General features: G+C 62.5%; 21 protein-coding genes. 7 read left to right on the top strand and 14 right to left on the bottom strand.

Annotated elements, in window-relative coordinates:
- Positions 1–21: 21 nt before the first annotated feature.
- Both R4P70_RS21715 and R4P70_RS21710 read left to right on the top strand, forming a co-directional pair.
- Entirely contained in the window at positions 22–702 is a 681-nt protein-coding gene (locus R4P70_RS21715) for an amino acid ABC transporter permease (protein WP_019748198.1), read from the top strand.
- A complete protein-coding gene (locus tag R4P70_RS21710; protein WP_007735172.1) occupies positions 699–1,595 on the top strand; it encodes an amino acid ABC transporter permease in 897 nt (298 codons plus the stop codon). Before R4P70_RS21715 ends, R4P70_RS21710 begins: the two co-directional genes overlap by 4 nt.
- Before the next feature lie 115 nt (positions 1,596–1,710).
- On the opposite strand, the gene recX is transcribed toward R4P70_RS21710, so the two are convergent.
- The 8 genes from recX to R4P70_RS21670 form a co-directional block, all read right to left on the bottom strand.
- Positions 1,711–2,289, bottom strand: coding sequence for a recombination regulator RecX (gene recX / locus R4P70_RS21705; protein ID WP_020907522.1), 579 nt, complete (start codon positions 2,287–2,289; stop codon positions 1,711–1,713).
- A gap of 8 nt (positions 2,290–2,297) precedes the next feature.
- A complete protein-coding gene (gene recA / locus R4P70_RS21700) occupies positions 2,298–3,335 on the bottom strand; it encodes a recombinase RecA (RefSeq protein WP_007735170.1) in 1,038 nt (345 codons plus the stop codon).
- Between the two features lie 273 nt (positions 3,336–3,608).
- Complete coding sequence (locus R4P70_RS21695) at positions 3,609–3,803, bottom strand: DUF3046 domain-containing protein (protein ID WP_003942185.1); 195 nt, start codon at positions 3,801–3,803, stop codon at positions 3,609–3,611.
- A gap of 52 nt (positions 3,804–3,855) precedes the next feature.
- Positions 3,856–5,019 (bottom strand): glycosyltransferase, encoded by a 1,164-nt coding sequence (locus R4P70_RS21690; protein WP_021333599.1) that lies wholly within the window; start codon positions 5,017–5,019, stop codon positions 3,856–3,858.
- A gap of 12 nt (positions 5,020–5,031) precedes the next feature.
- A complete protein-coding gene (locus R4P70_RS21685) occupies positions 5,032–6,582 on the bottom strand; it encodes a glycerol-3-phosphate dehydrogenase/oxidase (RefSeq protein ID WP_317831722.1) in 1,551 nt (516 codons plus the stop codon).
- 2 nt (positions 6,583–6,584) lie between these two features.
- Positions 6,585–7,223: a TetR/AcrR family transcriptional regulator gene (locus tag R4P70_RS21680; RefSeq protein WP_019748192.1), complete on the bottom strand. Its 639-nt coding sequence runs from the start codon at positions 7,221–7,223 to the stop codon at positions 6,585–6,587.
- A gap of 73 nt (positions 7,224–7,296) precedes the next feature.
- On the bottom strand, positions 7,297–8,010 hold the full coding sequence (locus tag R4P70_RS21675; RefSeq protein WP_029255236.1) for a PIG-L deacetylase family protein: 714 nt from the start codon (positions 8,008–8,010) through the stop codon (positions 7,297–7,299).
- Between the two features lie 17 nt (positions 8,011–8,027).
- Positions 8,028–8,204, bottom strand: a complete 177-nt coding sequence (locus R4P70_RS21670; RefSeq protein ID WP_003942133.1) for a hypothetical protein — start codon at positions 8,202–8,204, stop codon at positions 8,028–8,030.
- A gap of 237 nt (positions 8,205–8,441) precedes the next feature.
- Between R4P70_RS21670 and R4P70_RS21665 the strand changes: the two genes are divergently transcribed.
- Genes R4P70_RS21665 through R4P70_RS21655 form a run of 3 tightly spaced genes read left to right on the top strand, consistent with a single transcriptional unit; the run spans position 8,442 to position 10,327 of the window.
- On the top strand, positions 8,442–9,038 hold the full coding sequence (locus R4P70_RS21665; protein WP_019748189.1) for a biotin transporter BioY: 597 nt from the start codon (positions 8,442–8,444) through the stop codon (positions 9,036–9,038).
- Between the two features lie 6 nt (positions 9,039–9,044).
- The gene (locus tag R4P70_RS21660; RefSeq protein WP_021333596.1) at positions 9,045–9,725 is read left to right on the top strand and encodes an energy-coupling factor ABC transporter ATP-binding protein; all 681 of its coding nucleotides are present in this window, start codon (positions 9,045–9,047) and stop codon (positions 9,723–9,725) included.
- Entirely contained in the window at positions 9,722–10,327 is a 606-nt protein-coding gene (locus R4P70_RS21655) for an energy-coupling factor transporter transmembrane component T family protein (protein WP_019748187.1), read from the top strand. The genes R4P70_RS21660 and R4P70_RS21655 overlap by 4 nt, the downstream gene beginning before the upstream one ends.
- 39 nt (positions 10,328–10,366) lie before the next feature.
- On the opposite strand, the gene pspM is transcribed toward R4P70_RS21655, so the two are convergent.
- The 5 genes from pspM to pgsA all read right to left on the bottom strand — a co-directional run bounded on the left by pspM (position 10,367) and on the right by pgsA (position 13,819).
- Positions 10,367–11,212 carry a phage shock envelope stress response protein PspM gene (gene pspM / locus R4P70_RS21650; protein ID WP_020907518.1) on the bottom strand — a complete coding sequence of 282 codons (846 nt, stop codon included), beginning with the start codon at positions 11,210–11,212 and terminating at the stop codon, positions 10,367–10,369.
- 31 nt (positions 11,213–11,243) lie between these two features.
- Positions 11,244–12,056 (bottom strand): phage shock protein PspA, encoded by an 813-nt coding sequence (pspA, locus tag R4P70_RS21645; RefSeq protein ID WP_003942098.1) that lies wholly within the window; start codon positions 12,054–12,056, stop codon positions 11,244–11,246.
- 156 nt (positions 12,057–12,212) lie between these two features.
- Entirely contained in the window at positions 12,213–12,593 is a 381-nt protein-coding gene (locus tag R4P70_RS21640; protein WP_003942191.1) for a helix-turn-helix domain-containing protein, read from the bottom strand.
- Between the two features lie 90 nt (positions 12,594–12,683).
- Entirely contained in the window at positions 12,684–13,181 is a 498-nt protein-coding gene (locus tag R4P70_RS21635; RefSeq protein WP_021333594.1) for a CinA family protein, read from the bottom strand.
- Complete coding sequence (gene pgsA, locus R4P70_RS21630) at positions 13,178–13,819, bottom strand: CDP-diacylglycerol--glycerol-3-phosphate 3-phosphatidyltransferase (RefSeq protein WP_019748184.1); 642 nt, start codon at positions 13,817–13,819, stop codon at positions 13,178–13,180. Before pgsA ends, R4P70_RS21635 begins: the two co-directional genes overlap by 4 nt.
- A 120-nt stretch (positions 13,820–13,939) precedes the next feature.
- On the opposite strand from pgsA, the gene R4P70_RS21625 reads away from it, so the two are divergent.
- Both R4P70_RS21625 and R4P70_RS21620 read left to right on the top strand, forming a co-directional pair.
- Positions 13,940–14,464 carry an amino-acid N-acetyltransferase gene (locus R4P70_RS21625; protein WP_019748183.1) on the top strand — a complete coding sequence of 175 codons (525 nt, stop codon included), beginning with the start codon at positions 13,940–13,942 and terminating at the stop codon, positions 14,462–14,464.
- 59 nt (positions 14,465–14,523) lie between these two features.
- Positions 14,524–14,808: a YciI family protein gene (locus tag R4P70_RS21620; protein WP_019748182.1), complete on the top strand. Its 285-nt coding sequence runs from the start codon at positions 14,524–14,526 to the stop codon at positions 14,806–14,808.
- Between the two features lie 10 nt (positions 14,809–14,818).
- Here the strand turns inward: R4P70_RS21620 and R4P70_RS21615 are convergent, their stop codons facing one another.
- Positions 14,819–15,799: a TerC family protein gene (locus R4P70_RS21615; RefSeq protein WP_019748181.1), complete on the bottom strand. Its 981-nt coding sequence runs from the start codon at positions 15,797–15,799 to the stop codon at positions 14,819–14,821.
- Between the last annotated feature and the right edge of the window lie 21 nt (positions 15,800–15,820).

Genomic DNA, 15,820 nt, shown 5'->3' with positions numbered 1-15,820 from the left:
CGTGATCTGGGGAGACGGCAAGTGAACCTTCTGAGCAAGTACGGCGACCAGATTCTGGAAGCCTTCTGGACCACGATCCAGCTGACGTTCTTCTCCGCGATCGGCGCCGTCATCATCGGTGTCCTGATCGCGGCCATGCGCGTGTCACCGGTTCCGGTCGCCCGATTCCTGGGTACCGCGTACGTGACCGTGTTCCGCAACACCCCCCTGACACTGATTCTGCTGTTCTGTCTGTTCGGTCTGTCGCAGACGCTCGGAGTCAATCTCGCCAAGTCGGACTCACCGACGTTCTTGACAGACAACAACTTCCGACTCGCAGTACTCGGCCTCAGTGTCTATACCGCCGCGTTCGTGTGTGAGTCACTTCGATCGGGAATCAATACCGTTCCGGTCGGCCAGGCCGAAGCGGGCCGATCACTCGGTCTGTCGTTTGCACAAAATCTTCGGCTGATCGTCCTGCCTCAGGCATTTCGCGCGGTCACAGCACCGCTGGGTAGCGTGCTGATCGCACTGACCAAGAACTCGACCATCGCCGCGGTGATCGGCGTATCCGAAGCGTCAGCGCTGATGAAGAAGATGATCGAAAACGAAGCGGCGATCTTCGTCGTCGGTGGAATCTTCGCTGTCGGTTTCGTGATCCTGACACTTCCCATGGGCTTGATCTTCGGCAAGCTGAGCAAGCGATTCGAGGTTTCACGATGAGCAACCGCGCAACAGTCCTCTACGACGCGCCAGGCCCCAGAGCGCGAAATCTCTACCGATTCGCGTCCCTTGTCGTCGCTGCACTCATGGTCGCAATCGGTTACGTCATCTACCGCGCACTCGACGAAAAGGGCCAGCTGACAGCAGCGAAGTGGGATCCGTTCCTCGAATCCACGTCGTGGACAACGTATCTGATACCCGGCATCCGGGGAACGCTGATCGCGGCTGCGATGTCCATCGTCTTCGCGCTCATCCTCGGTTCTGCCCTGGGTATCGGCCGACTCTCCGAGCACAACATCATTCGGAAGATTTGCGGCGTCATCGTCGAATTGTTCCGAGCAGTACCGGTTCTGATTCTGATGATCTTCTCGTATCAGGTGTTCGCCGAATACGAGGTCTTCAAGTCCAAGTACCTCGCACTCGCGGCAGTCGTCGTGGGTCTGACTCTGTACAACGGGTCAGTGATCGCCGAGATCGTCCGTGCCGGAATCAACTCACTCCCACGAGGGCAAAGTGAGGCCGCCAAGGCACTGGGCATGCGCAAGACGCAGATCATGGTGACGATCCTGCTCCCCCAGGCGGTTACCGCCATGCTCCCGGCACTGATTTCACAGATGGTCGTGGCGTTGAAGGACTCCGCCCTCGGTTACCTGATCGGGTATGTCGAGCTGGTGCGTCAGGCCCAACAGCTCGGCACCTTCTACGGAAACTTCCTGCCGGCGCTCATCGTGGTCGCCGCGATTATGATCGCTCTCAACTCGGCTCTGACCTTCCTGGCAACCAAGGTGGAGAAGCGCCTGCGTTCCGGAAAGCGAAAGGGCAAGGGCCCCATCGCGGCTCCGTCCGCCGACCCAGCCGTTTCGGTTCCGGGCATGGACCTGACCAAGCCGTGAATCAGATGGAGCCGTGAGTCGAATCCGGCCGCGTTAGCGCGAATACACAACAGGGCGGGGGTACCACCGAATTTCGGTGGTACCCCCGCCCTGTTGTTCTGAATGCTGCACTTCGTTAGGAGTCGGTGACCGCCGCCATCTCGGCTTTGACCACCTCGTACGACATCCCAGCTGAATATCCCTTGCGTGCCAGCATCGAGACCAGTCGACGCGTGACCTTGTCACGATCATCGACGGGCTTGTTCTTCAGCTTCCGCCGAACCAGCTCCGCTGCTCGCTCGCGCTCATCTTCCGGATCGATCTGCGACAACGCTTCGGAAGCGACGTCCTGGTCGATTCCTTTGAGCCGCAACTCGACTGCAAGCGCACGCTTTCCCTTGCCCGAGTACGTATGCCGCGAATGAACCCATTGGTTCGCGAAGTCCGCGTCGTCGATCAACCCGATTTCCTGGAGTCGATCGAGGACCTTGGTAATGATCTCGGGTTCGAAGCCGCGTCCGCTCAGCTTGGTTTCCAGTTCGGAGCGGCTGCGCGCCCGGTCGGTCAGAAGGCGCAGGCAAGCATCTTTGGCCTGCGCCTCTGTCCCACCTTCTGCGCGTTGCGACGGCTTCTCGGATCGTTGACGGGATCGACGCCGAGGAGCGCCGTACTCTTCACGAGCATTCTCGCCGTTGTCACCGTCGTCGAAGCTCATGACTGAACTCAGAAGTCGGCGGGAGCTTCGTCGGTTGCAGTGACGTCAGCACCGATACCGAGCTTTTCCTTGATCTTCTTCTCGATCTCGTCACGGATATCGGTGTTCTCCAGCAAGAACTTACGAGCATTTTCCTTGCCCTGACCCAACTGGTCACCTTCGTAGGTGTACCAGGAGCCGGACTTGCGGATGAACCCGTGCTCGACACCCATATCGATGAGCGAGCCTTCCTTGCTGATGCCCTGGCCGTAGAGAATATCGAACTCGGCCTGCTTGAACGGCGGCGCGACCTTGTTCTTGACGACCTTGACTCGAGTGCGGTTACCGACTGCGTCGGTACCGTCCTTGAGAGTTTCGATACGACGGATGTCGAGGCGGACCGAAGCGTAGAACTTCAGTGCCTTACCACCGGTGGTGGTTTCGGGAGAACCGAACATCACGCCGATCTTCTCGCGAAGCTGGTTGATGAAGATGACGGTGGTGCCCGAGTTGTTCATGGCACCGGTGATCTTGCGCAGTGCCTGGCTCATCAGTCGAGCCTGCAAACCGACGTGGCTGTCACCCATCTCGCCTTCGATCTCGGCGCGAGGAACAAGAGCGGCCACGGAGTCGATCACGACGATGTCGAGGGCGCCCGAACGGATCAGCATGTCGGTGATTTCGAGGGCCTGCTCACCCGTATCGGGCTGCGAGACCAGGAGTGCATCGGTGTCGACGCCCAGCTTGGCTGCATAGTCGGGATCGAGTGCGTGCTCCGCGTCGATGAACGCCGCGATGCCGCCGTTGGCCTGAGCATTGGCAACTGCGTGCAGTGCCACGGTGGTCTTACCCGAAGATTCCGGGCCGTAGATCTCGATGACGCGGCCACGCGGCAGTCCGCCGATACCCAGCGCGACGTCGAGCGCGATGGAACCGGTGGGAATGACGGCGATGGGCTGACGAACACCCTCGCCCAAGCGCATCACCGAACCCTTGCCGAAGTTCTTGTCGATCTGCGCCAACGCGAGGTCGAGTGCCTTGTCCCGATCAGGTGCCTGTGGTGCCATCGTGATCCCCATCCTTGTTTCAGTCTTCAGTGCCTGCCTGAGCAGACTCCGTCTCTTCAGCGCCTGCCTGAGCCGACCCTGTTGGTGTGTTGCGATCAGAGTAGATCCGGCCACCGACAGACTTTTCGATCTTGCTTTCGCGCTTGTCGATCACTGTGCTTGTCGATCACCGAAAGTTCGCAGTTACGAAAGGAGCGTCACCACCGAACAGCTTCAGCATAGACGAACACGTGTTCGAACAGAAGATGGGAGACGTTCGACACGCCGAAAAAATCAGCGGCGGGCGGGTGGTACGTCGAACTCCACACAGAGCGCACGCCACACTTCGCGAGGCTCCCAACCTGCTTCGACGGCCTCCGCAGCAGTCATTCCGTCGAGACTCTGGAGTACATGGTCGATCAGCATCGAGTCGCCTCGTACCTGCCCGAACTCTTCGCGCACCATTTCATGAAATTCGGTCAACCGCACAGCCGCCACCGTAGTCCACAGAGCGGTGCACCTGCATTCAGGCGCAACATGCTCACGCCGTCACACCGCCGTTGACCACCTGTCGGCACACCGCCACCGGATCGGCGACCTGCGACGCAGTCGCGGCAGCGGACATCGCAGCTTCCGCGAATCGTTTGTCGGAGAGCACCTGCAGTACGGCATCGCGAATCGAGCGGGCATCTGCGGGCCGCACGATCACCGACGTCCCTGCCCGCGCAGCGCGATTGGCCAACTCCCACTGGTCCCCACCCCCGGGAACGACGACCGTCGGCACGCCGGCCAGCAAGGCCTTCGCCAACATGCCGTGCCCGCCGCCGCACACCAACACCGACGCGTCACGCAGCATCGCGTCCTGGCGTCCGAGACCTGCACGAACCCAATCGGGATGCTCGCCTTCGGCTCCGTCGAGCATCGACGCGATCAGCCGCACACCGGCGCCGCCGAGTCCTTCGACCGTGCCCTCGAACATTCCCACTGCGCCGGTGTGCGCCGTGGACGGCGCCACCATGACCAGCGGTTCGTCACCTGGCGGTGGGTCCAGAATCACCTCGGTCGGCTCCCAGAGAAGCGGGCCGACGACGTGGGCGTGCTCCGGCCAGTCGGGACGCGGCACTTCCAGTGCCGGAAGTGTTGCGATCAGGCGAGCATGCGGGCCTGGATCCAGGGCGGGTAGCCCGATGCCGACACGGGCCTGCGAGCGCTGCGCCAACCCTTGCTTGATCGAACGTCCTGTTGCGGCGCGCATCAGGGTGTCGCGAAGTCGACCACGAATTCCGATGCCGGGCGCGAGCCCACTGCCGATCGGCGGTAACCCCCGCGACGGTGAGTACAGCGGGTGAGGCGAAAGTTCCACCCAGGGGATGCCGAGTCGTTCGGCGGCCAATCCGCCTCCGGCAGTGAGGATGTCGGAGACGACGAGATCCGGGGAGACGGATTTCAGGTCGGGAAGCAGTTCGGTGGAAATATAGGCGGCGCGCGAATGAATCCGAGCGCCTGCATCAAGATCGTCGTCTCCCGGCCGCGGGGCCAAGCCCTTGAGAGGCTCGGCTTCCACGCCGGCCGCTCGCGCTGCCTCGACCCACCGGGTCCCCGTGTACAGAATCGGGTCGTCGCCGGCCTGGATCAACGCCAACGACAACGCTATTGCGGGAAAAGCATGACCCGGGTCCGGCCCGGCAACAACGGCTACACGCACCGGATCAGAGTGTCACACCGAGTGAAAGGCCTGTTCCGCCGCACCCAGTGCGCGTTCGCGATCCGAAGCCACCAATCCGATTCTCGTCCTGCGATCAAGGACGTCGTCGACGTCGACTGCGCCTTCATGCGATACCGCGAAATCGAACTCGGCGCCGCAGATCTCCAAGTCCGCAACCGATCGGAGTCGATCGCTGCTCGCCGCGGCCACGACCTCGGCCTCTGTGCCGTATCGCGCCACCAACGACGCCGGTGCCTTGATCTTTTTCAATTCCACCGGTGATGCAGCGCCTACCAGCGGCAACGCGCGTGTCCGACACGCCCCGGCGCTCAGCGATCCGACCTCGACCGCGGCGTCGACGGCGTCTTCGGCCATCTTGCGGTACGTCGTGAGTTTTCCGCCCACCACCGTGACCAAGCCCGAGTCCGAACGGACTACAGCGTGATTGCGCGAGAGGTCGGCCGTCGAGCCTTCACCGGTGTCCAGCAGCGGACGCAGACCCGCGAAGGTCCCCAAGACGTCCTCACGGGTCAGCGGAACTTCCAACGCCGTGTTCACGGTGTCGAGCAGGAAGTCGATCTCGTCCTCGGACGCCGTCGGTACGTCGGGCACCGGTCCCGGCGCTGCTTCGTCGGTCAACCCGAGGTAGATCCGGCCGAGCTGCGCGGGCAGCGCGAAGACGAAACGGTTGGTCTCGCCGGGAATCGGCACGGTCAGTGCTGCCGTGGGGTTCCCCAATCGCTCTGCATCGAGCACCAGGTGCGTCCCGCGGCTGGGGCGCAGGGTGATGCTGGAGTCGACCTGATCAGCCCAGACACCGGTCGCATTGACCACGACGCGGGCACGCATCAAGAACTCGGACCCGGTCAACTCGTCGCGCAAGGTGGCCGACGTTCCGGATACGTCGTATGCACCGACGCGGGTCAGGATTCGCGCGCCGTAGGACGCTGCGGTTCGGGCGATGCCGACGACGAGCCGGGCGTCGTCGATGAGCTGCCCGTCGAACGCGGTCAAGGCGCCTCGTAGGTTCTCCTGCTTGACCGCGGGAGCCAATTCGCGCGCCCGCGCAGCGCTGACCGTCCGTGATCTGGGTAAAACCGAAGCCGGGGTTCGCGCCGACATGCGCAGAGCGTCACCGGCCAGGAAACCGGTACGCACCAGGGCCTTCCCGAAGAACGACGTTTCGGGCAACAGCGGTACGAGTTGAGGCATGGCGCGAACGAGGTGCGGCGCGGTGCGCGTCATGAGAATGCCGCGCTCGACCGCACTTTCACGCGCTATACCGACATTGCCGGAAGCCAGGTACCGAAGGCCGCCGTGTGCCAGTTTCGAACTCCAGCGGCTGGTGCCGAACGCGAGGTCGTGCTTTTCGACCAGCGCAACACTGAGCCCACGAGTCACGGCGTCGAGAGCGACACCGACACCGGTGATTCCGCCGCCGATGACCAGGACGTCAACCGAATCGCCGTTCGCCAACTGCTCGAGCTCACGAGTACGCCGCTGTGCATTGAGAGCTGAATCGCCGCCTGCTGAATCACTGCCTGCTGAATCTCGAGGGTCCACAGCTATTCTCCCGAATTCTTTGCAGGTGCCAGATACGCAGCGACCGCATGTCTGAGTTGCTCGACCGACGCGTCGGCGGAAAGTTCCGGCTCGAGAGTCGGTGCGGAGATGACGACGGACTGAGCCATCAGTAGAACCATCGCCGCAATCTCGTTGACGCTTCCCTCGCGAATCGAACCGTCTTGTTGACCGGCAGCGACGACGGAAGTGATCAGTTCGAGAATCGACTTCTGGCTCGCGCCGAGTCGGTCCACGATGTAGGTGGTGAGCAACTCTTGATCAGCGTGCCGAATCTTCACGAAGAGCGGATGGTCGCGAATCTGGCCGACGACGTCCCCGATCGCTTCCACGAGCAATGTGGCCGCAGACCCGGTGAAGGTCACCTCGGGCAGCACCGATCGAATCTCCCGAGTGAGCAGATCCGCGACGACGGCTCGCGTGTCCGGCCATCGCCGGTAGACGGTCGGCCGGCTCACGCCGGCGCGACGCGAGATCTCCGCCAGTGTGGTTCGCTGCATTCCGAAATCGAGGACACACGACCTTGCTGCGTCGAGAATCACGTCGTCGATCTCGCGGCTGGGGATGCGCTGACCGTCTGCCTTGCGAGGGACAATTGGGCCATCTGCGTTACGGATTACCATCGTGTGTAACACAATACCGGACAAGTCACCGGTAATCCCGTCGGGACTTGCGAGTTCTCTCGCTCAGAGATCATCAGAAATAGTACAACTCGAAACCAACTGCGCGCTCGGCGTCGAATCCAGGCTTCGGTCCGCTGACCATGTCGATCTGTGCGCGCGCCTGTTCCCGGATCGGCGTGGAACTCAACGCCGCCAGATATCGCGCATGTTCCGCGAGTGAATCCACGGCGCGATCGACCGTCGACGTCACGTCGACGCAGTGTGTAGGAGTCATCGTGTTGACCGCAACCCACCGAACGCCGGACCACGGCGCCAGTCCCTGCGCCGTCAATGACGGAAAGATCCATTCGTTCGCCGCATCAGCGGTCGCGTCCAGGACGCTGATCCCGAGCGCTCGGTGATCCGCGCTGTTGAGGTAGCCAGGCCCCCAGGTATAGGAGAAGTTCATCGTCACCACCAATTCCGGGCGGTGACGACGAATTGCTGCGGCGAGAGTCGAGCGCAACTCCAAGCCTTCCACGAGACGACCATCGGGCAGGCCGAGGAACTCCACCTCACTGACACCGACGATCGCGGCCGAGCGACGCTCTTCTTCCTCACGGACCGGGCCGGACTCCTCGGGCGACAGACCGGCAATTCCGGCCTCGCCGCGCGTGGCCAGGACATATCGCACGTCTTTGCCGAGATCGGTCCACTGCGCCACTGCTGCGGCTGCGCCGTATTCGATGTCATCGGGATGCGCCACGATGACAATCGCGCGCTGCCAGTCCTCGGGGAAGTTTTCCATAGGGCAGATCTTGCCCGTCAGAACCGCGAAGCGGGCGAATTGTCGTCACTTCCCGACATCGCCTTCACCAGGAAATAGATTCCGAAGCCGACAGCGCCGACCACCAAAACCCAGAAAAGCCCCTTGATCAGGGCACCGACCACCGCGAGTGCGACCCACACCAGTACGACGGCCAAAACGATCTTCCAAAACATGCTTACCTCCAACGTGCCGTTGAATAATCAGTCGAATCGGACAGGTGCTGCTTCATCCGTAGAACCAGCCTGACAGGTCTGGCGTGACAAAGCAGCAGCTCAGCGGCAAGTTCAGGTAAAGATCAGGGTTCACCCCGAGACCGGCCCTCACGCAGGTCAGGTGTCCAACCCATCGGAGCTTGCTCCTGGCGTAAACTCGCGAAGTTCGATCCCGTATGCCGAAGGAGCACGTCCGCAGTGTCTACGACCCGTTTCCCCGCTCGCGATCTCGCGCATGTAGCCGTCTTCGCCGCACTCATCATCGCGCTGGGCCTCCCCGGGTCGATCAACATCGGCATTTCCGGCGTGCCGATCACACTTCAGTCCATGGGCGTCATGATGGCCGGCGCTCTACTCGGACCGCGCAAGGGTGTTCTCGCCGTCCTGACGGTCATTGCCCTGGGATTGGTCGGTCTACCGGTCCTTGCCGGCGGTCGCACCGCACTCGTGTCTCTCTCCAGCCCGACAGCCGGATTCCTCATCGGGTGGATCCCGACGGCGTTTGTCATCGGATGGCTGACTGCCAAGATGCTGCCCAAGTACCGGATCATCGCGGGCATCGGCATCAACCTTCTCGGCGGCGTCGTCATTCTCTACGCGTTCGGCATCGTCGGAATGATGGTCCGCGGACACATGAGCTTCGTTGCCGCGTGGTCGGCCAACGCCGCCTTCATTCCTCTCGACGCCGCAAAAGCGGTCGTCACCGCGTTGGTCGCGTCCCAGGTCCATCGGGCATACCCAGCACTGCTGCGCGACTCGGTGATCTCGTCGAACAAGACCGTGGTGGCGAATTAATCTCCGATGAGTGAGATCGTCTTCGAGAACGTCGGACACAGCTTCGGTGAACGAACGGTCCTGCAGCAGATAAATCTGCGACTGAGCGAGCAGCGAATCGGAATCGTGGGTGCGAACGGAAGCGGAAAGTCGACCCTCGCTCGCATGATCAACGGACTGGTCGTTCCGACGGAAGGACACGTCCACGTCAACGGCTTGGACACGGCGAAGAAGGGCCGCGACGTACGCAAGCAGGTCGGATTCGTCTTCACCGATCCCAACCACCAGATCGTGATGCCGACGGTTGCAGAGGACATCGAATTCTCGCTCCGCCGTAGCGGATTGGGCAAAGCCGAGCGCGCCGCAAAGGTGGCCTCGGTGCTCGAACGCTACGGCCTCGCCGGGCACGCCGACCATCCCACCCACCAGCTTTCGGGCGGGCAGAAACAGCTCCTCGCGCTCGCAGCCATCATGGTGACGGAACCGAACGTACTCGTCGCCGACGAACCCACCACGCTCCTCGACCTTCGCAACTCTCGGCTGATCAGCTCGGTATTCGCGTCACTCGATCAGCAACTGATCGTCGTGACCCACCAACTCGATCTCCTCGAATCCTTCGAACGGGTGTTGGTCGTCGACCAAGGCCGCGTCGTCGCTGACGGCTCCCCCGCCGACTCCATCGATCACTACCGGTCGTTGGTCTCGTGACCACTCTCGGCGTCTACCGACCGGGCTGCTCACTCCTGCACCGGATGCCGACGGGAATCAAGCTCTTCGCCTTGGTCGTGGCCATTCTCGCCGTCTCGATCTTCGTGCGTGAGCCGTGGCAACTGGCAGCTCCCACGATCGTAGTTGTGGCCCTGTACGCGATTGCGCGCATTCCTCCGATGACTGCAATCCGGCAGCTGCGTCCGGCGCTGTGGATGTTGCTCTTCATCGGGGCGTTCCAGCTGGTAGTCGCGGGATGGCAGCGAGCGGCCGTCGTTTGCGGGGTTCTGATCATTTCGATCGCCTTCGCGGCGATCATGGGTCTGACCACACGGATCTCCGAGATGCTCGACGCGATCACCAGATTTCTGACACCCTTGCGACGCTTCGGCGTCAATCCCGAACGGATCGCCTTGCTCCTCGCAATGACGATCCGGTGTATCCCGCTGATGTTCGAGGTCATCACACAGGTGTCCGAGGCACGCAAGGCGCGAGGGCTCGGATTCTCGCTGCGATCCTTCGCAGTGCCGGTCATCGTCGGCACCCTGATGACCGCGGACGCAATGGGCGAAGCATTGGCGGCCCGCGGCGCCGACGACTGAGATGTCGAACAGTGTGCATCGATCAGGCGCGAGAGCCGATCAGTTGTACTTGCGGGTGATGTCGTCCACCTCGCCGATGGCGTCGGCAAGCGCCGAGAGCCGCTCGGCGGCCGCGTGCAGCGCCGAAAGCTCTCGGTTGAATCCCACGAGCGCCGACGGGCTGTGAGGCGCTGTCAGAGCAGCTGCCGAAGTCACCAGATCCTCGTACTGATCCAACCCCGACTGCAACTCACGGACTGCGCCGTCGATGGTGGGATCAAGAGGTTCGGTTACCTTCGGCGTCGCGGCCACAGCGCGTTCCATCGCGACGACATCCGAAGACACCGCGAACATCGCTCTCAATGCCGAATCGGCGGTAACAGTGATTTCGTCCAACTCACCGGGGTCGATGGTGTCGGCGCGTCTGAGCACACTCAAGATCTCGAACAGCGAAGTCTCGGCGCCGATGAGGCGCGACATCGGGATGAACGCACGAGACGACGACGGTGGCAACCGCCGGCGAATCGGCGCGGACGGCGGTGGGCCGGAACTCATCGAACGGTAGCGGCCGACCGCGATCACGGCCGGAACCGCGAACAGTGCCGCTCCCCCGCCTGCCACGACCACCGACCACTCGGGAGCCGACGCGACGGCGAGGCCGGCCGTGCCGACCACGGATCCTCCGGACATGAAACCCCAACGCTGAGCGCGTCGGCGCGCACGGGCACGCTTGCGCTCGAACTTGGCCCGCGGGTCCTGCCACCGCCGAGCGGCATCCGCCGCCGAAAGCCCGACCTCGCGCAATGTATCCGCGGTGCGTCCCAAGGCTCCGAAAGCGCCGGATACGGAAACGGGAACGGCCGACCGGGGCTCACGCCCAGATCGACCGTCTCGTGAAGAAAACATCAGAGCATCACTGCCGACATCGAGGATTCGGCTACTGCCCGGTCTGACCGGCAGCCGGGGGCTGCTTCTCGACGGACGGAGTCGCGGGAGTGGCTGCTGCGCCGCCGGACGGCAGCGCCTCGCCCTTCATGGATGCACGAATCTGCTCGAGGCGACTGTGCCCTGCCATCTGGACCGAGGCCTGCTGGACCTCCATCATGCGGCCCTGAACGGAGTTCTGGGCGAGCTCGGCCGAGCCGAGTGCGTCAGCGTAGCGACGTTCGATCTTGTCGCGCACAGCATCGAGGCTGGGTGTGTTGCCCGGAGCCGACAGCGTGCTGTCCATGGAACGAAGGGACTCGCTCACGCGCTCCTGCATCTTGGCCTGCTCGAGCTGGCTGAGCAGCTTGGTGCGCTCGGCAACCTTTGCCTGCAGAGTCATCGCGTTCTGCTCGACGGCCTTCTTGGCCTGAGCGGCTGCCTGCAAGGACTGGTCGTGCAGTGCCTTCAGATCCTCGACGCCCTGCTCGGCCGTCACCAACTGGGCCGCAAAAGCTTCTGCAGCGTTGGTGTACTGAATCGCCTTGTCGTTGTCGCCGGCAGCAGCGGCCTGATCGGCGAGGTTGACTGCCTGGCGCGCGTTGGCGTTGAGCTTTTCGACCTCGTCGAGTTGACGGCTGAGCTTCATCTCGAGTTGACGCTGATTACCGATCACCGACGCAGCCTGCTGGGACAACGCCTGATGCTGGCGCTGTGCGTCCTCGATCGCCTGCTGAATCTGAACCTTTGGATCTGCCTTCTCATCGATCTTCGAATTGAAGAGCGCCATCAGGTACTTCCAGCCCTTGACGAAAGGATTAGCCATTGGTTTGATCCTGCCTCCATCTGATGCGCCGCGCCGAACGCGACCCGGAGCGCGACCGTCGCGCACCGAAACAAGGGCTGCGCCCTATCTGCTCTGACCCCACCTGCTGGAAACCGGCGGTTACGTACAAAATCTATCGGTTACGGCCGGTAGTGGCTACGCCGCCGCCAACCTTCGAGCGTTCGGTGCCGGAATCACGACGCGGGTGTCGCGTGCGATAGTCGGCGAACCGGAAGCCGAGACAGAGCCGGAAGCCGACACGGCAGGTTCGGCAACCTGCCGACCAGCTACCGGAGCGCTCTTCTTCGTGGCCAGGGTCTCGCTCACGTCGACCAGCACGTCGGACAGTGGGACTGCGAGCGCATCACAGATCGCCGCCAACAATTCGCTCGATGCTTCCTTACGTCCACGTTCCACTTCGGACAGATAGCCCAAGCTCACACGCGCGCTGTTCGACACCTCACGTAGCGTGCGGCTCTGCGAAACGCGCGTACGCCGGAGACTGTCACCGATTGCCTCACGCAATAGCAGCGCCATCTCGCTCCTCCTTCATCCGTGACCTCATCGTGCATGGTCGTACGTCTTCACAATCGTCAACGTCCGAACACATCCGATTGGTTCCCGAGCCTATCGTGCCGCACGCTCTACGACACGATCACGCAACCGCGACACGGCAGTCGCGACCGCGGTTGTCCGAATCTCCCACCGTTCGCCGCCGAGCGCGAGCGGTTCGCATTCGGTTCCGTCAGGGCCGGCGATACCGAGAAACACTGTTCCGACCGGGTGTCCGTCCTGCTCACTCGGACCGGCGACTCCGGTCAGACCGATACCCCAGTCCGCACCGCACTTCGTCCGGGCACCGAGCGCCAATGCCACCGCCGTGCTCTCGGACACGGGGCCGTCCGTTGCCAGGCGGCTTGGATCCACACCGGCCAGCGTTGCTTTCAGGTCGGTCGCGTACACGACCAGGCCCCCGCGCAGCACCGCGCTCGACCCCGGCACCGACGCGACTGCAGCCGTGAACAACCCTGCTGTCAGAGATTCGGCGGCGGCGACAGTCTGCTTCGCGGCGCCGAGGGCCTCGACAAGTTCGACCACTCCGAGTCCGAGCAGCGGATCGGTCATGACTCGACTGCGCGAACTCCGGCGCGAAGCCTGATCGCCTGCACGATGTATTCGATTCCCGTCGCCACCGTCAGCACGACGGCAGCAGCCATCAGCAGCCCGCTGACGATGTCCCAACTGCTCGGCAGCGGGCAGAGGTAGAACCCGATCGCAACGGCCTGCACGAGGGTCTTGAGCTTGCCGCCCTTGCCCGCCGGGATGACCGCGTGCCGCAGAACCGCGAACCGCAGCAGCGTGATTCCGAGTTCCCTGGCGATGATCACTCCGGTCACCCACCACGACAGATCACCGAGAACCGAGAGCCCGATCAGCGCGGCTCCGATCAGCGCCTTGTCCGCGATCGGGTCCATGAGTTTCCCGAAATCGGTGACCAGACCGTACTTCCGAGCCAATTGGCCGTCGATCCGATCCGTGATCGCGGCGACGATGAACACGCCCATCGCCCCGAGACGCCACCACGTCGAGTGTCCGCCGTCGACGAACAGAACAACGAGAAACACCGGAACGAGAACCATTCGGATCATCGTGAGAATGTTCGCGATGTTCAGCAACGGAACCGGGTTGTCCGCGACAGGTGTGCCGTCGGACGGGCCGACGGCGGCGCGATGGGCGTCGGTCTGATCACGCGGGGTACTCATCGGATCACCGCACAGGCGGTGAGCCGAACCCGGGATACAGCCGAGCGGCGCGGGAATTGCGTGGGGCGGACAGGCACGCGACTTAGAATATCGGTAGGGCCATTGACTAATGTGCACCACATGACTTCGACCGCGCCGACCTATACCGAGAGCCAGTTGATCGTGCGTCGCGCGCGAACGTCGGACATCCCCGAAATCAAGCGTCTGATCGACATCTACGCCGGCAAGATCCTCCTCGAGAAGAATCTCGTGACGCTGTACGAGGCAGTCCAGGAGTTCTGGGTCGCCGAGCGGGGTGACCAGGTAATCGCCTGCGGCGCACTGCATGTGCTGTGGGCGGACCTGGGTGAGATCCGCACCGTAGCAGTCGATCCGACTGCGAAAGGGCAGGGCGCAGGTTTCCACGTCGTCGACAAACTCATCGAGGTCGCCAAGGAATTGGAGTTGGAACGGTTGTTCGTTTTGACGTTCGAGACCGAGTTCTTCCACCGTCACGGATTCGCGGAGATCGACGGCACTCCCGTCACCGCCGAGGTCTATGCGGAAATGTGTCGGTCCTACGACGCCGGCGTCGCCGAGTTCCTCGATCTGAGCTATGTGAAACCCAACACACTCGGCAATACTCGCATGCTCCTGACTCTCTGAACCGTTCAGACTCTTCAAACACACCTGTCTCGATCACCAGCCTCCGAAAGCGGTTCACGATGTCGTTGTTCCTCGTCGAATACACCTACGCACCCGAGAAGACCCCTCAGCGCGACGAAGTCCGCAGCGATCACCGCGCCTGGCTCGCGGATCTGGTTTCCCGCTCGATCGTTCTGTCATCTGGCCCGTTTGCAGATGGAAACGGCGCGCTGATCATCGTCGACGCCGCTGACGCCGACACCGTTTCACTCCTCTTCACCCACGACCCGTTCGCGATCGCCGATTTGATCGAGAAGGTCCGGATCACCGAGTGGGTTCCGGTGTTGGGTCAGTTCAGCGCCTGAGAGCGTCGGCCTACTCCCCGGCCCGGTCGCGAGTCTTCAACAGGCTCGCGACCGTCGTCACCGCCAATACTCCGATGATCACTCCGAGTGAGAGTGCCGTGGAGATTTCCGGCACGGAGACGTGTTCACCTCCGTTGACGAACGAGAGGGTGTTCTCGTGCAACGCGTGAAGTACCAGTTTCACACCGATGAACGCCAAGATTATCGAGAGCCCGTACGAGAGATAGACCAGCCGTTCGAGCAACCCGCCGATCAGGAAGTACAGCTGCCGTAGGCCCATCAGTGCGAAGGCGTTGGCGGTGAACACCAGATACGGTTCCTGAGTCAGACCGTAGATCGCCGGAATCGAATCGAGCGCGAAGAGCACGTCGGCAAAGCCGATTGCGATGAGCGCCAACAACAACGGAGTCACGACGCGCTTGCCGTCGATCCGGGTGATCAGTTTGTCGCCGTCGTATTCCTCGGTAGTCGGCAGCACCCGTTTCACGAGCGAGATGATGCGACTGTCGCGCTTCTCCTCGGCTTCCTTCTCATGCCCGTGATCGCGGATCAGGGTGTACGCGGTGTAGATCAGGAACGCACCGAAGAGGTAGAACACCCAGCTGTATGCGTTGATGGCGGCGGCACCGACACCGATGAAGATTCCGCGCATCACCAACGCGAGGACGATGCCGATCAGCAATACCTTCTGCTGGAACTCTCGTGGTACCGCGAAGGTCGACATGATGATCACGAAGACGAACAGATTGTCGACCGAGAGCGCCTTTTCCGTGACATAGCCGGCGAAGTACTCACCGCCGTACGTGGTGCCCCAGATCCACATCACGACGAGGCCGAAGACGATGGCGATCGAGATGTAGACCGTCGACCAGAACGCGGACTCCCGGAAGGTCGGCGCATGCGGCGTGCGGACGTGGGCGAAGAAGTCGAAGACGAACAGGCCGAGGATCACCACGATCGTGATTCCCCAAGCCAACGGCGTCACATGCACGGGTTCCTCCGGTCGTCTGTC

Source organism: Rhodococcus sp. IEGM 1241 (genome assembly GCF_033142365.1).
GTDB classification, from domain to species: Bacteria; Actinomycetota; Actinomycetes; order Mycobacteriales; family Mycobacteriaceae; genus Rhodococcus_F; species Rhodococcus_F erythropolis.
The sequence above is the reverse complement of the archived record's forward strand: the minus strand, read 5'-3'. Positions and strand labels throughout refer to the sequence as shown.

What these genes read in the sequence shown, in the direction of transcription:
- R4P70_RS21710 (WP_007735172.1), top strand. Translation starts at nt 699, where the DNA reads ATGAGCAACCGCGCAACAGTCCTCTACGACGCGCCAGGCCCCAGAGCG.
- recX (WP_020907522.1), bottom strand. Translation starts at nt 2,289, where the DNA reads ATGAGCTTCGACGACGGTGACAACGGCGAGAATGCTCGTGAAGAGTAC.
- recA (WP_007735170.1), bottom strand. Translation starts at nt 3,335, where the DNA reads ATGGCACCACAGGCACCTGATCGGGACAAGGCACTCGACCTCGCGTTG.
- R4P70_RS21680 (WP_019748192.1), bottom strand. Translation starts at nt 7,223, where the DNA reads ATGGTAATCCGTAACGCAGATGGCCCAATTGTCCCTCGCAAGGCAGAC.
- R4P70_RS21675 (WP_029255236.1), bottom strand. Translation starts at nt 8,010, where the DNA reads ATGGAAAACTTCCCCGAGGACTGGCAGCGCGCGATTGTCATCGTGGCG.
- R4P70_RS21670 (WP_003942133.1), bottom strand. Translation starts at nt 8,204, where the DNA reads ATGTTTTGGAAGATCGTTTTGGCCGTCGTACTGGTGTGGGTCGCACTC.
- R4P70_RS21660 (WP_021333596.1), top strand. Translation starts at nt 9,045, where the DNA reads ATGAGTGAGATCGTCTTCGAGAACGTCGGACACAGCTTCGGTGAACGA.
- pspM (WP_020907518.1), bottom strand. Translation starts at nt 11,212, where the DNA reads ATGTTTTCTTCACGAGACGGTCGATCTGGGCGTGAGCCCCGGTCGGCC.
- pspA (WP_003942098.1), bottom strand. Translation starts at nt 12,056, where the DNA reads ATGGCTAATCCTTTCGTCAAGGGCTGGAAGTACCTGATGGCGCTCTTC.
- R4P70_RS21640 (WP_003942191.1), bottom strand. Translation starts at nt 12,593, where the DNA reads ATGGCGCTGCTATTGCGTGAGGCAATCGGTGACAGTCTCCGGCGTACG.
- R4P70_RS21635 (WP_021333594.1), bottom strand. Translation starts at nt 13,181, where the DNA reads ATGACCGATCCGCTGCTCGGACTCGGAGTGGTCGAACTTGTCGAGGCC.
- pgsA (WP_019748184.1), bottom strand. Translation starts at nt 13,819, where the DNA reads ATGAGTACCCCGCGTGATCAGACCGACGCCCATCGCGCCGCCGTCGGC.
- R4P70_RS21625 (WP_019748183.1), top strand. Translation starts at nt 13,940, where the DNA reads ATGACTTCGACCGCGCCGACCTATACCGAGAGCCAGTTGATCGTGCGT.
- R4P70_RS21620 (WP_019748182.1), top strand. Translation starts at nt 14,524, where the DNA reads ATGTCGTTGTTCCTCGTCGAATACACCTACGCACCCGAGAAGACCCCT.